The organism is Thauera phenylacetica B4P (assembly GCF_000310225.1).
Taxonomy (GTDB): Bacteria; Pseudomonadota; Gammaproteobacteria; order Burkholderiales; family Rhodocyclaceae; genus Thauera; species Thauera phenylacetica.
In genome coordinates, this window is record NZ_AMXF01000098.1 from 1 (window position 1) to 14571 (window position 14571).

At 69.6% G+C, this 14571-nt stretch carries 13 protein-coding genes and 1 riboswitch; of the genes, 11 read left to right on the forward strand and 2 right to left on the reverse strand.

The window, feature by feature from the left end; all coding sequences use genetic code 11:
• The 10 genes from C667_RS13035 to metH all read left to right on the forward strand — a co-directional run.
• Positions 1–219, forward strand: a 219-nt coding sequence (locus C667_RS13035; protein WP_004365231.1) for a magnesium chelatase subunit ChlI family protein, incomplete at its 5' end; no start/stop codon positions are given.
• A 66-nt stretch (positions 220–285) separates the two neighbouring features.
• The gene (locus C667_RS13040) at positions 286–1497 is read left to right on the forward strand and encodes a multidrug effflux MFS transporter (RefSeq protein ID WP_004365233.1); all 1212 of its coding nucleotides are present in this window, start codon (positions 286–288) and stop codon (positions 1495–1497) included.
• Positions 1498–1673: 176 nt separating this feature from the next.
• Positions 1674–2513: an ABC transporter ATP-binding protein gene (locus C667_RS13045; RefSeq protein ID WP_004365234.1), complete on the forward strand. Its 840-nt coding sequence runs from the start codon at positions 1674–1676 to the stop codon at positions 2511–2513.
• Positions 2513–3217 (forward strand): ABC transporter ATP-binding protein, encoded by a 705-nt coding sequence (locus C667_RS13050; RefSeq protein ID WP_004365235.1) that lies wholly within the window; start codon positions 2513–2515, stop codon positions 3215–3217. Before C667_RS13045 ends, C667_RS13050 begins: the two co-directional genes overlap by 1 nt.
• A gap of 15 nt (positions 3218–3232) precedes the next feature.
• Positions 3233–4102 (forward strand): branched-chain amino acid ABC transporter permease, encoded by an 870-nt coding sequence (locus C667_RS13055; RefSeq protein ID WP_039921506.1) that lies wholly within the window; start codon positions 3233–3235, stop codon positions 4100–4102.
• Positions 4102–5046, forward strand: a complete 945-nt coding sequence (locus C667_RS13060; RefSeq protein ID WP_004365238.1) for a branched-chain amino acid ABC transporter permease — start codon at positions 4102–4104, stop codon at positions 5044–5046. The genes C667_RS13055 and C667_RS13060 overlap by 1 nt, the downstream gene beginning before the upstream one ends.
• A 90-nt stretch (positions 5047–5136) precedes the next feature.
• Positions 5137–6342: an ABC transporter substrate-binding protein gene (locus C667_RS13065; protein WP_004365239.1), complete on the forward strand. Its 1206-nt coding sequence runs from the start codon at positions 5137–5139 to the stop codon at positions 6340–6342.
• A gap of 283 nt (positions 6343–6625) precedes the next feature.
• On the forward strand, positions 6626–7117 hold the full coding sequence (gene bamE / locus C667_RS13070) for an outer membrane protein assembly factor BamE domain-containing protein (RefSeq protein ID WP_004365240.1): 492 nt from the start codon (positions 6626–6628) through the stop codon (positions 7115–7117).
• Positions 7118–7193: 76 nt separating this feature from the next.
• Positions 7194–7754, forward strand: a complete 561-nt coding sequence (locus C667_RS13075) for a hypothetical protein (protein ID WP_004365241.1) — start codon at positions 7194–7196, stop codon at positions 7752–7754.
• Between the two features lie 61 nt (positions 7755–7815).
• A riboswitch (S-adenosyl-L-homocysteine riboswitch) is annotated at positions 7816–7890 on the forward strand.
• 76 nt (positions 7891–7966) lie between these two features.
• Positions 7967–11716 (forward strand): methionine synthase, encoded by a 3750-nt coding sequence (gene metH / locus C667_RS13080; RefSeq protein ID WP_004365244.1) that lies wholly within the window; start codon positions 7967–7969, stop codon positions 11714–11716.
• Positions 11717–12042: 326 nt separating this feature from the next.
• Here metH and fghA read toward each other — a convergent pair whose 3' ends face one another.
• On the reverse strand, positions 12043–12891 hold the full coding sequence (gene fghA, locus C667_RS13085; RefSeq protein WP_004365245.1) for an S-formylglutathione hydrolase: 849 nt from the start codon (positions 12889–12891) through the stop codon (positions 12043–12045).
• A gap of 14 nt (positions 12892–12905) precedes the next feature.
• Positions 12906–14018 carry an S-(hydroxymethyl)glutathione dehydrogenase/class III alcohol dehydrogenase gene (locus C667_RS13090; RefSeq protein ID WP_004365246.1) on the reverse strand — a complete coding sequence of 371 codons (1113 nt, stop codon included), beginning with the start codon at positions 14016–14018 and terminating at the stop codon, positions 12906–12908.
• 119 nt (positions 14019–14137) lie between these two features.
• Between C667_RS13090 and trxA the strand changes: the two genes are divergently transcribed.
• Positions 14138–14515 carry a thioredoxin gene (gene trxA, locus C667_RS13095; protein ID WP_004365247.1) on the forward strand — a complete coding sequence of 126 codons (378 nt, stop codon included), beginning with the start codon at positions 14138–14140 and terminating at the stop codon, positions 14513–14515.
• The last annotated feature ends 56 nt before the right edge of the window (positions 14516–14571 follow it).

The following is a 14571-nucleotide window of genomic DNA, read 5'->3' on the forward strand; positions in this document are numbered from 1 at the left end:
CGCCTGCCGGCCGGCGAGGTGGAGCGCCACTGTCGCCCCGATCCGGGCGGCGAGGTCCTGCTGCGCCAGGCGATGCAGCGGCTCGGCCTGTCGGCGCGGGCGTATCATCGTGTCCTGCGCGTCGCGCGCACGCTAGCCGACCTCGCCGGCGCGGAGCGCCCGGGGGCCGCCCAGGTGGCCGAGGCCATCCAGTACCGGCGCAGCCTCGACTCGCGCTGAACGAAGCGGCGCGCCCGGCGTCTCCGGCGCCGGACAACAACATCAAGAATCCGCCTCAAGGCGCACATGACCCGACCGCTCACCCATGCCCGCCTCGCTTCGCTGCTGGCGGCGCTGTCCTCGATCGGCCCGTTCGCGATCGACGCCTACCTGCCCGCCTTCCCGGCGATCGGGGTGGCGCTCGGTGCCAGCCAGCTGGAGGTGCAGCAAACCCTGACGATCTACATGGTGGCGCTCGCGGCCATGGTCTTGTGGCACGGCGCGCTCGCCGACCGCTTCGGTCGCCGCCGCGTGTTGATCGCGCTGACCGTGGTGTTCGCGCTCGCCTCGCTGGTGTGCGCGCTGGCGCCGAGCATCGAGTGGCTGTGGTGCGGGCGCGCGCTGCAGGGCCTGAGCGGTGGCGCGGGCATCGTGGTCGGGCGCGCGGTGGTGCGCGACCTGCACGAGGGGCCGCAGGCACAGCGCCTGATGTCGCGGGTGATGCTGATCTTCGGGCTCGCGCCGGCGCTGGCGCCCCTGGTGGGGGCGGGCCTGCTCGCGCTCGCGGGCTGGCGGTCGATCTTCTTCTTCCTGACCCTGTTCGGCCTCGTGCTCGCGTGGGTGACCTGGCGCTTCCTGCCCGAGACGCTCGCCGAGGAGGACCGCCAGCCGCTGCATCCGCTGCCGCTGCTGCGCGCCTACCTGGCGATCTTCCGCCACCCGGCCTTCATGCTGCTGGCGCTCGGGGTGGCGCTGAACTTCAACGGCTTCTTCCTCTACGTGCTGTCGGCCCCGGTCTTCATCCTCGAGCATCTGGGCCTCGGCAGCGGCGGCTTCGTGTGGCTGTTCGGCCCGGCGGTGGGCGGGATGATGATCGGCTCCGTGCTCTCCGAGCGCATGGCCGGGCGCTGGTCGTCGGTGCGCACGGTGGGCGCCGGCTTCACGCTGATGTTCGCGGCGGTGGTCGTCAACGCCGCGGTGTCCGGGCTGCTCGTCCCCGGGGTGCCGGTCTCGGTGCTGCCGATCGGCCTGTTCAGCTGTGGCATGGCGGTGGCGATGCCGAGCATGAGCCTGCTCGGGCTGGAGATCTTCCCGGAGCGCCGCGGCATGGCGTCGAGCTGCCAGAGCTTCCTGCAGATCGGCCTCAATGCCGCCAGTTCGGCGCTGGTGGCGCCGGTGCTGTGGTCCAGTCCGCTCGGGCTGGCCTCGGGGATGGGGATGTTCGCCGCGCTCGGCCTGTGCGCCTGGGTGGCGTGGCGGCGGCTGGGCCTGCGCGGGGGCGGCGGGGAGACGATCTAGTCCGATCGCGTCGCGGCCGTAGTGGTTGGCCCCTATTTTTGTCGTGGACGCCTTCGGCTAAGGTCACGCCTCGTTCTAGAATCCCCACTCGTGGGCTGCCCGGTTCGGGTAGTCGTGTTCGCGTGCCGGCGCCCCGGCCCCGTCCCGCTCCTCTCGCCGCAAGGAATCGCATCGCTATGCTCGAAGTGGATGGCCTGGTCAAAGCCTTCGGCGGCTTCCGTGCCGTGGACGGCTGCACCCTGCGGGTGGGCAAGGGCGAGATCCTCGGCCTGATCGGCCCCAACGGCGCGGGCAAGACCACGCTCTTCAACCTCGTCGCCGGTGCCCTGCAGCCGACCCTGGGGACGATCCGCTTTCTCGGCGAGGACATCACCACGCTGCCGACCGACGCGCGCTTCCACAAGGGCCTGGTGCGCACCTTCCAGATCCCGCACGAGTTCCACAACCTCACCGCGCGCGAGAACCTGATGATGGTGCCGCCCCGCCAGCCGGGCGAAAACCTCTTTGCCAACTGGTTCGCCGCCGGCAAGGTGCGTGCCGCCGAGGACGCCGTGCGGCAGAAGGCCGACGACACGCTCGCCTTCCTGGAACTCACCCACGTCGCCGACGAGCGCGCGGGTAATCTTTCCGGCGGGCAGAAGAAGCTGCTCGAGCTCGGCCGCACGATGATGACCGAGGCGAAGCTGGTGCTGCTCGATGAGCCGGCGGCCGGCGTCAACCGTACCCTGCTGCGCAAGCTCGAAGAAAAGATCCTCATCCTCAACCGCGAGCGCGGCTACACCTTCATCCTCATCGAGCACGACATGGAGATGATCGAGAAACTGTGCGCGCCGGTGGTGTGCATGGCCGAGGGCAAGGTGCTGATCCAGGGCGACTTCCACACCGTGCGCTCGGATTCCCGCGTGCTCGAGGCCTACCTCGGCGAGACGCCGACCGCGGTCGAGCGCGAGGCCGCCGAGCACGACCCCAGGGTCGAGGACCTGCGCGAGCAGGAGCTGCACCGGGAGGACCTGTGATGGCGCTGCTCGACATGAAGGCCGTGCGCGGCGGCTACGGCGACGCCGATATCCTGCACGGGGTGTCGATGACGGTCGGCGAGCGCGAGATCGTGGTCATCGTCGGCCCCAACGGCGCCGGCAAGTCCACCGCGATGAAGGCCGTGTTCGGCCTGCTCACCGTCCGCGGCGGCCACATCGTGTTCGACGGCGAGGACATCACCGGCTGGGCGCCCGACCGCATCGTGCAGCGCGGCATCTGCTACGTGCCGCAGGTGGACAACGTGTTCCGCGAGATGACGGTGCACGAGAACTTCGAGATGGGCGCCTTCCTGCGCCGCGGCGACCTCTCCGCCGCCTACGACCGCATCTACGGGCTCTTTCCCGACCTCAAGGCCAAGCGCCGCAACCTCGCCGGCGACCTCTCCGGTGGCCAGCGCCAGATGGTGGCGATGGGGCGCGCGCTGATGCTCGATCCCAAGCTGCTGCTGCTCGACGAACCCACCGCCGGCCTCTCGCCCAAGTACATGGAACAGATCTTCCAGATCACCCGCGACGTGCGCGACGCCGGTGTCTCCATCCTGCTCGTCGAGCAGCACGCCAAGCAGGCGCTCGCCTTCTGCGACCGCGGCTATGTGCTCGCCACCGGCGCCAACCGCCACGAGGGCACGGGCCAGGCCCTGCTCGCCGATCGCGAGGTGGCCGAAATGTTCCTCGGCGGCTAAGGGAGTCCGGCGCACATGAGCTTTATGGAGTTCATCAACTTCCACCTCGTGCCGGGCATCGTGCTCGGCTCGGTCTATGCAGTGGGTGCGATCGGCATCACGCTGGTGTTCGGCATCCTGCGCTTTGCGCACTTCGCCCATGGCGACATGGCCACGCTCGGCGCCTTCATCGCGCTCGCGCTCGTCACCGCCGGCCTCACCCCGTGGGCGGCGCTGCCGGTCGCGATGGCGGCGGTGGCGGTGGTGGCGATCGTGGTCGACAAGCTGTTCTACGACTACCTCAAGGCGCGGCCGAAGATCATGACCGTGATGGCCTCGCTCGGCGTCGCGCTGATGCTGCGCGCGGTGGTGCAGGTGGTGTTCGGCGTCGATCCGCGCACTTACGCCACCGGCATCGTGCGCCCGGACGACTACTTCGGCATCCTGCTGCGCGACCGCGAGCTATACACGCTGGCCGCGGTGGTGCTGATCGTGATCGGATTGACGCTCTTCCTGCGCCACTCGCGCTGGGGCAAGGCGATGCGCGCGATGTCGGACAACCCAGACCTGGCACGGCTGTCGGGCGTGGACAACCGCAAGGTCACCATGCTGACCTGGGCGATCGTGGGCGCGCTGTGCGCGGCCTCGGGCTTCATGCTCGGCATCAACAACGAGCTGCACTCGATGATGGGCTGGCAGGTGCTGCTGCCGATGTTCGCCGCCGCCATCCTCGGTGGCGTGGGTCGGGTCGAGGGTGCGGTGCTCGGCGGCCTGATCGTGGGCATCGCCGAGGAGATGTCGATCTTCATCCTGCCGGCGCAGTACAAGGCGGCCACCGCCTTCGTGCTGCTGCTGCTGATCCTGCTCGTCCGCCCGCGCGGCCTGCTCAACGGCAAGGTGCTCTGATGGATCTGCTCGGACTCGCCAACTACGCGGTCTTCATGGCCATCCTGATCGGCATCTACGCGCTGCTCGCGCTCGGGCTGAACATCCAGTGGGGCTTCACCGGCCTCTTCAACGCCGGCATCGCGGGCTTCTTCGCGGTCGGCGCCTACACCTCGGCCATCCTCACCAGCCTGCCCGCGAGCGGGCGGCTGGGCGGCTACGAGCTGCCGCTGGTGGTGGGCTGGCTGGCCTCGATGGTGGCGGCGGCGGCGATCGCGTGGCCGATCGGCAAGATCTGCCTGCGCTTTCGCTCCGACTACCTCGCCATCGCCACCATCGGCATCGCCGAGATCATCCGCCTGGTCATCCGCACCGAGGGCTGGCTCACCGGCGGCGTGCGCGGCGTCACCGGCATCCCGCGCCCCTTCGGCGACCTCGACTACATGCCCTCGCAGATCGCCTACCTGGCGATCGTCGCCACCCTGGTGCTGGTGGCCTACCTGCTCGTCGAGCGCCAGGTGAAGGCGCCGTGGGGGCGGATGATGCGCGCGATCCGCGACAACGAGCTCGCCGCCGCGGCGATGGGCAAGCAGGTCGAGGCGCGCCGACTGCAGGCCTTCGTATTCGGCTCCGCGCTGATGGGGCTGGCGGGGGCGCTGTTCGTGCACTTCAACCGCTCGGTCACGCCCGAGGCGATCGACCCGATGATCGCCACCTTCCTGATCTGGATCATGCTGATCCTCGGTGGCTCGGGGAACAACCGCGGCGCCATCCTCGGCGCGGCGGTGATCTGGATCATCTGGTCGGTGTCCGAGCTGCTCACCGACCGCCTGCCCACCGAGATTGCGGTGCAGGCCAAGTACGCGCGCGTGTTCATCATCGGCCTGACCCTGCAGCTGGTGCTGCGCTTCCGCCCCGAGGGCATCCTGCCCGAGCGCCAGGCGGGCTCGCCGCCGCATCGCTGAGGCGCGCGACCGGAACCGGAACTTCGTGGCGGGCCCGCGGCGGGCCTGCATCGTCCATCAGGTGCTTCGGCACATTCAGGAGGTGACAAGGTGAACAAGAAAGCAATCGCAGGTCTGGTCGGCGCCATGCTCGGTGCCGCGGTCGTCGCCGCACCGGCTCACGCCCAGGACGTCAAGATCGGCCTGATGGCGGCCATCTCGGGCCCGATCGCGGCCCTCGCGCCGCCGATGGCGGCGGCCTCCAAGCTGGCGGTGGCACATGTCAACGAGCAGGGCGGCATCCTCAAGGGCGGCAAGCTCGAGGCCGTGCTCGGCGACAGCGCCTGCAACCCGCAGAACGCCACCGACGTCGCCACCAAGGCGGTCAATATCGACCGCGTGCTGGCCGTCGTCGGCCCGGCCTGCTCGGGCGCGGTGCTGGCCTCGGCGAACTCGGTGACCATCCCCGCAGGCGTGCTGATGATCACCCCCTCCGGCACCTCGCCGGAGATCACCAAGCTCAAGGACAAGGACCTCGTCTACCGCACCCTGCCGTCCGACGACTACCAGGGCCGGGCGCTGGCGCGCACGCTCAAGGCGCGCGGCATCTCCAAGGTGGCGGTGGCCTACCTGAACAACGACTACGGCAAGGGCCTGGCCGAATCCTTCAAGGCCGAGTTCGAGGCCAACGGCGGCACGCTCGCCGGCTATTCGGGCCACGAGGAGGGCAAGGCCTCCTACCGCTCCGAGCTGGCCACGCTCGCGCGCGGCGGCGCCGATACCCTGGTCATCTTCGACTACGGCGACGGCACCGGCCTGAGCATCCTGCGCCAGTCGCTGGAGAACAACTTCTTCAAGACCTTCGTCGGCGCCGACGGCATGAAGTCCGAGGGCCTGGTGAAGGCGATCGGCGCGGCCAACCTCGGCGGCTTCTTCGTGTCGGCCCCGGTGGGCGAGGCCTCGGCCTCGCTCGACAACTTCAACAAGGCTTACAAGGCTGCGGGCGAGAACATCGACGCGGTGTTCGCCACCACCTCGTACGACGCCGCCTTCCTCGCCGCCCTGGCGATCGAGAAGGCCGGCGGCGACAAGGCCAAGCTCGCCGAGTCGCTGCGTGCGGTGGCCAGCGCGCCGGGCGAGCCGATCCTGGCCGGCGAGTGGGCCAAGGCCAAGCAGCTCATCGCCGAGGGCAAGGACATCGACTACAAGGGCGCCGGCGGCGACCACGAGTTCGATGCCGCCGGCGACGTGCCGGGCAACTACGCCTTCTTCAAGGTCAGCGGCACGGGCTACGAGTCGATCGCCGACATGAAGTGATCCCGGTCCGCCCGAATCGCGGGCGGGTTCCCTGGCAGTGCAGGCCATTCGCGGCTGCCGCCGCTCCTACAAAACCCCTCGTTCAGGGCTCGTGCAGGAGCGTCGGCAGCCGCGAATCCTTGCAGCCTCGGCGCGCGATTGCAAAGCGTCACCTTTCCCCGATTGCAAATCGGTTCGGCATGGTCGATGCTGTTGGCGTCGATCCGCTCCCGGTCGGGCTCGTGCGTGGCTGGGGGCGCCCCGACGGCGCGCTGCGCATGGCGCCGCTCAACGGAGAACCAACATGAAGCGCTTCCTCGCCTGGCTTTGCGGCCTGCTGTCCGCGATCGGCATCACCGCCTGCGACTACATCAACGTCAAGGAGCTCCAGCCGGGCGTGTCGACCTCCGCCGAGGTGCGCGAGCGCTTCGGTCCGCCGCACATGGAGTGGCGCAACGAGGATGGCTCGCTGACCTGGGAGTTCAGCCGCCAGCCGCAGGGCATCGAGTGCTTCATGATCACGATCGGGCCCGACCAGGTCCTGCGCCGCATCGACCAGGTGCTCAACGAGGAGACCTTCGCCAAGGTCCAGAACGGCATGAACGGCGAGCAGGTGCGCCGCCTGCTCGGCAAGCACGCCTCCAGCCAGTTCTTCCAGCTCAAGCAGGAGACGGTGTGGGAGTGGCGGATCTCGCACGGCCCCAACGGTACGAGCGACCCGGTCTTCTTCACCGTGTCCTTCAACAACGATGGCCGGGTCACCGGGACCGGGCGCTACACCCAGTACAAGCGCTAACAGGGAGGTCGCGATGGATTCCCTCGATACCCCGTCTCCGGGCGCGTGGAGCCAATCTCTGCGCTGGTTTCTGCTGATGCTGCTCGCAGGGCTGCTCGCCGGTTGCGCCAGCTTCGAGCCGCCACGTCCCTTCACCACCGAGGCCGAGGCCTTGTCCGCGCGCGGCGCGCCGACGCGGCGCTGGAGCAACGACGACGGCACGAGCACGCTGGAGTACTCCACCCAGCCCAATGGCCGCAGCTGCCTGATGGTGCAGGTGGACCAGGGCGGGATCGTGCTGCGCCAGTGGGATGCGCTCGCCCCCGAGAACCTTGCCCGCGTCGAGCGCGGCATGGACAAGGAGCAGGTGTCGCGCCTGCTCGGCACGCACCGCTCCGAGCAGCGCTTCCGCAACTCGGGCGAGGAGGTGTGGGACTGGAACATCCGCAACGACGGGCCCGGGATCGCCACCCTGTTCAACGTGCATTTCATCGACGACAAGGTGGTGCGCACCAGCCAGACCTACGTGTTCCCGCGCGACGGCGCGGTCTATGGAGGCTGGAGCGGCTACTACGGCCACCCCTGGGGCTGGGGCATCGGCTGGGGCTACCCCGGCCCCTTCTTCCCGCGACCGTTCGGACACCCCTTCTTCTGGTAGGTCGACGCCCCGTTGGCCACCGCCCTTGGCAGCGGGCGCGTGCTGCCGATAGAATCCGGGGCCTGCCGAGGAGCGCTGCGACCCCCTGATCGTCCCGGGGCCAGGCTCGGCAACCGATCAACGGCGCTCACAAACCTTCAGCCGGTTTGTGGCGCCGTTCGCATTTGTGCGTGGCGTTGCCCGGCGACCGTCGAACGACCGAGGAACACGCAATGCAAGCCGACCGCACGACCGAACTCCGCCAGCTTCTCGCCGAGCGCATCCTGATCCTGGACGGCGCGATGGGCACGATGATCCAGCAGGAGAAGCTCGGCGAGGCGGACTACCGCGGCGAGCGCTTCCTCGATCACCCGAAGGACCTCAAGGGCAACAACGACCTGCTGGTGCTCACCCGCCCGCAGGTCATCGCCGGCATCCACCGCGCCTATCTCGAGGCCGGCGCGGACATCATCGAGACCAACACCTTCAACGCCACTCGGGTGTCGCAGGCGGAATACGGGCTCGAGTCGGTGGCCTACGCGCTCAACGTCGAGGGCGCGCGCCTGGTGCGCCGGCTGTGCGACGAATACACCGCGAAGAACCCGGCCAAGCCGCGCTTCTGCGCCGGCGTGCTCGGGCCGACCTCGCGCACGCTGTCGATCTCGCCGGATGTGAACGACCCCGGCTACCGCAACATCCGCTTCGACGCGCTGGTCGACGATTACTACGACTCGGCCAAGGGCCTGCTCGAAGGCGGCGCCGACCTCCTGCTGATCGAGACCATCTTCGACACCCTCAACGCCAAGGCCGCGGTGTTCGCGATCGAGAAGCTGTTCGAGGATCTGGGCACGCGCTGGCCGGTGATGATCTCCGGCACCATCACCGACGCCTCGGGCCGCACGCTGTCCGGGCAGACCGCCGAGGCCTTCTGGAACTCGCTCAGCCACGCGCAGCCGATCAGCTTCGGCCTCAACTGCGCGCTTGGCGCCGACCAGCTGCGCCAGTACGTCGAGGAGCTGTCCACAGCCTGCGACACCCATGTGTCGGCCCACCCCAACGCCGGCCTGCCCAACCCGCTGTCGCCCACCGGCTACGACGAGACGCCCGAGCACCTCGCGGGCCAGATCCGCGAATGGGCGCAGAGCGGCCTGGTGAACATCGTCGGCGGCTGCTGCGGCACCACGCCGGCGCATATCGCAGCCATTGCCGAAGCCGTTGCCGGCCTCGCCCCGCGCGTCGTGCCGGTCATCGAGAAGAAGCTGCGCCTGTCGGGCCTCGAGCCCTTCAACGTCGGCGGCGATGCGCTGTTCGTCAACGTCGGCGAGCGCACCAACGTCACCGGCTCCAAGGCCTTCGCGCGCATGATCCTCGAGGGCCGCTTTGACGACGCGCTCGCGGTGGCGCGCCAGCAGGTCGAGAACGGTGCCCAGGTCATCGACATCAACATGGACGAGGCGATGCTGGATTCGGTCGCCGCCATGGAGCGCTTCTGCAAGCTCATCGCCACCGAGCCCGACATCTCGCGCGTGCCGATCATGCTCGACTCGTCGAAGTGGTCGGTGATCGAGACCGGCCTCAAGTGCATCCAGGGCAAGGGCGTGGTCAACTCGATCTCGATGAAGGAGGGCGAGGCCGAGTTCCTGCGCCAGGCGCGCCTCGCGCGCCGCTACGGCGCGGCGGTGATCGTGATGGCCTTCGACGAGCAGGGCCAGGCCGACACCTTCCGCCGCAAGACCGAGATCTGCGCGCGCGCCTATACGCTGCTCACCAAGCCGGTGGCCGAAGGCGGCGCCGGCTTCCCGGCCGAGGACATCATCTTCGACCCCAACATCTTCGCCATCGCCACCGGCATCGAGGAGCACGACAACTACGCGGTCGACTTCATCAACGCGGTGGCCTGGATCAAGGAGAACCTGCCGTACGCCAAGACCTCGGGCGGGGTGTCGAACGTGAGCTTCAGCTTCCGCGGCAACGACCCGGTGCGCGAGGCGATCCACACCGTGTTCCTGTACCACGCGATCAAGGCCGGGCTGTCGATGGGCATCGTCAACGCCGGCCAGCTCGGCGTGTATGACGAGCTCGACCCGGTGCTGCGCGACAAGGTCGAGGACGTGGTGATGAACCGCAAGCCCGGGGCCGGCGAGGCGCTGGTCGAGCTGGCGCAGACGGTGAAGGGCCAGGCCAAGGAGTCCACGCAGGACCTCGCCTGGCGCGCGTGGTCGGTGGAGGCGCGCCTGAGCCACGCGCTGGTCAAGGGCATCACCGAATTCGTCGTTGCCGACACCGAGGAGGTGCGCGCCAAGCTCGAGGCCGAGGGCAAGCCGCCGCTGACGGTCATCGAGGGCCCGCTGATGGCCGGCATGAGCGTGGTCGGCGACCTCTTCGGCGCGGGCAAGATGTTCCTGCCCCAGGTGGTGAAGTCGGCGCGCGTCATGAAGCAGGCGGTCGCCCACCTGATCCCCTACATCGAGGCCGAGAAGCTGCGCACCGGCGCCAGCAGCAAGGGCCGCATCATCATGGCCACGGTGAAGGGCGACGTGCACGACATCGGCAAGAACATCGTCGGCGTGGTGCTCGGCTGCAACGGCTACGAGGTAATCGACCTCGGCGTGATGGTGCCGGCAGCGAAGATCCTCGAGGCCGCCAAGGAGCACGGCGCGCAGGCGATCGGCCTGTCGGGCCTGATCACGCCCTCGCTGGAGGAGATGAGCCACGTCGCCGCCGAGATGAAGCGCCAGGGCTTTTCTGTGCCGCTGCTGATCGGCGGCGCCACCACCAGCCGCAACCACACCGCGATCAAGATCGCCCCGCACTACGACCAGCCGGTGGTGTATGTGCCCGACGCCTCGCGCGCGGTGGGCGTGGTCACCGCGCTGCTGTCCGAAGGCCAGAGCGAGGCCTTCAAGGCCGAGGTCGCCGCCGACTACGAGAAGATCCGCGCCCTGCATGCGAACAAGAAGGGCGTGCAGCTGGTGAGCGTGGAGGCCGCGCGCGCCAACGCCTTCCGCACCGACTGGAGCGCCGAGCGCGTGGCCGCCTGCAGCACCGCCCACCAGGCCGGCTACGCCCCCTACCAGCCGCCGCGCCCCAACATGCTCGGCGTGCAGGCGATCGACGTCGAGCTCGGCGAGCTGGTGAACTACATCGACTGGGGCCCCTTCTTCCAGACCTGGGACCTCGCCGGCCGCTTCCCCGCCATCCTCGACGACGCGGTGGTGGGCGAGACCGCGCGCAACGTCTTCGCCGACGGCAAGGCGATGCTCGACAAGATCGTCGCCGAGAACTGGCTGCAGGCCAAGGCGGTGTTCGGCCTGTTCCCGGCCAACGCGGTGGGCGACGACATCGAGCTCTACACCGGCGAGGACCGCAAGCACCTGGCCATGGTGTGGCACGGCCTGCGCCAGCAGCACGAGCGCCCTGCGGGCAAGCCGCACTGGTGCCTGGCGGACTTCGTCGCGCCCAAGGACTCGAGCGTGCCCGACTGGGTCGGCGCCTTTGCGGTCACCGCCGGCCTCGGCATCGAGCCCCGGGTCGCCGCGTTCGAGGCCGCGCACGACGACTACCACGCGATCATGCTGAAGAGCCTGGCCGACCGCCTCGCCGAGGCCTGCGCCGAGTGGCTGCACGAGCGCGTGCGCCGCGAGTGCTGGGGCTACGCCGCCGACGAGACCCTCGACAACGCGGCGCTGATCGCCGAGCAGTACCGCGGCATCCGCCCGGCGCCGGGCTACCCGGCCTGCCCTGACCACACCGTCAAGGGCCCGCTGTTCGAGCTCCTCGGCGCGCGCGAGCGCATCGGCATGGAGCTCACCGAGAGCTACGCGATGATGCCGGCGGCGGCAGTCAGCGGCTTCTACTTCGCCCACCCCGAGAGCCACTACTTCGCGATCTCGAAGATCGGCCGCGACCAGCTCGAGGACTGGGCGCGCCGCACCGGCATGGAGGTGGACGAGGCCGCGCGCTGGCTGGCGCCGCTGCTCTGAGCGGGCATTCGTCCCGCCGCCCGCTTCGCGCCTGCCGGCGCTCCTACAGGGGCGCACGACGGTTCTCATGTAGGAGCGCCGCCAGGCGCGAATGCGGCGTCCCAGCCCATAAACGCGTCGCCACCCGCGCCGCCCGTTTCGCGCCTGCCGGCGCTCCTACAGGGCGCACGGCGGTTCTCATGTAGGAGCGCCGGCAGGCGCGAATGCGGCGTCCCAGCCCGAAAACGCGTCGCCACCCGCGCCGCCCGTTTCGCGCCTGCCGGCGCTCCCAGAGGGGCGCACGACGGTTTTCATGTAGGAGCGCCGGCAGGCGCGAATGCGGCGCTTCAGCCGCGCAGCGCGGCGGCGTGGTGGCGCAGGTGGTCGTCGATGAAGCTGGCGATGAAGTAGTAGCTGTGGTCGTAGCCCGGCTGCAGGCGCAGGTTCAGCGGATGGCCGGCGGCGGTGCAGGCGGCGCGCAGGGCCTCGGGGCGGAGCTGCTCGGCGAGGAAGCCGTCGGCCTCGCCCTGGTCCACCAGCAGCGGCAGGCGTTCGGTGGCGCCGGCGATCAGCGCGCAGGCGTCCCACTCCAGCCAGCGCGCGCGATCGGCGCCGAGGTAGCGCGCGAACGCCTTCTCGCCCCAGGGGCAGGCGCTCGGGTTGGCGATCGGCGCGAAGGCCGACACCGCGCGGTAGCGGCCCGGGTTTTTCAGCGCACACACCAGCGCGCCGTGCCCGCCCATCGAATGCCCCGAGATCGAGCGCGCGTCGCTCACCGGGAAGTGCGCCTCGACGAGCGCGGGCAGCTCCTCCACCACGTAGTCGTACATGCGGTAGTGGCGGCGCCACGGCTCCTCGGTCGCGTCGAGGTAGAAGCCCGCGCCCAGCCCGAAGTCCCACGCGCCGTCCGGGTCGCCCGGCACGCCGGTGCCGCGCGGGCTGGTGTCGGGCGCCACGATGGCGATGCCGAGCTCGGCGGCCAGGCGCTGGGCGCCGGCCTTCTGCATGAAGTTCTCGTCGGTGCAGGTCAGCCCGGACAGCCAGTACAGCACCGGCACCGGGCCGGCCTCGGCCTGCGGCGGCAGGTAGATCGCGAACACCATGTCGCAGCCGAGCACCGCCGAGCGGTGGCGGAAGCGGCGGTGCCAGCCGCCGAAGCTGCGGTTGGCGGCGAGCTGCTCGGGGGCGGTCGTCATCGCGGCCTCCGTCATCAGTACAGGATCACCGAGCGGATGCTCTTGCCCTCGTGCATGAGGTCGAAGGCCTTGTTGATGTCCTCCAGCCCCATGCGGTGGGTGATGAAGGTGTCGAGCGGGATCTCGCCGCGCTGCGCCATGTCGACGTAGCCGGGCAGCTCGCTGCGCCCGCGCACGCCGCCGAAGGCCGAGCCGCGCCACACCCGGCCGGTGACGAGCTGGAAGGGGCGGGTGGAGATCTCCTCGCCCGCGCCGGCCACGCCGATGATCACCGACTCGCCCCAGCCCTTGTGGCAGCACTCCAGCGCCGAGCGCATCACCTTGACGTTGCCGATGCACTCGAAGGAGTAGTCCACGCCGCCGTCGGTGAGGTCGACGATGACCTCCTGGATCGGGCGGTCGTAGTCGAGCGGGTTGATGCAGTCGGTGGCGCCGAGCTGGCGCGCGATCTCGAACTTCTCCGGGTTGATGTCCACCGCGACGATGCGCCCGGCCTTGTTCATGACCGCGCCGATGATCGCCGACAGGCCGATGCCGCCGAGCCCGAACACCGCCACGCTGGCGCCGGCCTCCACCTTGGCGGTGTTGCGCACCGCGCCGATGCCGGTGGTGACGCCGCAGCCGAGCAGGCAGACCTTGTCGAGCGGGGCGTCCTTGCGGATCTTCGCCACGCTGATCTCGGGAAGCACGGTGTATTCCGAGAAGGTGGAGGTGCCCATGTAGTGGAAGATCGGCTTGCCGTCCTTGCTGAAGCGGCTGCTGCCGTCGGGCATCAGGCCCTTGCCCTGGGTGGCGCGGATGGCCTGGCAGAGGTTGGTCTTGCCCGACAGGCAGAACTTGCACTTGCCGCATTCGGGCGTGTACAGCGGGATCACGTGGTCGCCGACCGCCACCGAGCTCACGCCTTCGCCCACGGCCTCGACGATGCCGCCGCCCTCGTGGCCGAGGATGGCCGGGAAGATGCCCTCCGGGTCCGCGCCCGACAGCGTGTAGGCGTCGGTATGGCAGACGCCGGTGGCGACGATGCGCACCAGCACCTCGCCGGCCTTGGGCGGGGCGACGTCCACTTCGGTGACTTCGAGCGGCTGCTTCGCAGCCCAGGCGACGGCGGCGCGGGAACGGATCATGGGATTTCCTTTTCGAATGGGTCCAAACAGGTATTCTAGGCGAAATGCCCGACCCCTCCGTGACCCTTGCGGCGGGGCGGCGTATCATCGTCATTCGCTAATATGGATTGGAGCCGCAGATGGCCACCCTCGAACTTACCGCCGACAACTTCAACGAGACCGTCGAGCAGAACCCGATCGTGTTCCTCGACTTCTGGGCGGCCTGGTGCGGTCCCTGCCGCAACTTCGCGCCGACCTACGAGGCGGCGGCCGAGGCCAACCCCGACATCGTGTTCGGCAAGGTCGACACCGAGGCCCAGCAGGACCTCGCCGCCGCCTTCCAGATCCGCTCCATCCCCACCATCGCGGTGATCCGCGAGGGCGTCATGGTGTTCCGCGAGTCCGGCGCGCTGCCGGCGAGCGCGCTGAGCCAGGTGATCGAGGGCGTGCGCGGCCTCGACATGGACCAGGTGCGCGCCGAGATCGCCCAGCAGCAGGCCGACGCGCAGCAGGGTTGAACGACGCGCGCGCTGACGCCGGCCGGCGCTCAGCCCGCGGCTGCCGGCGTCAGCGC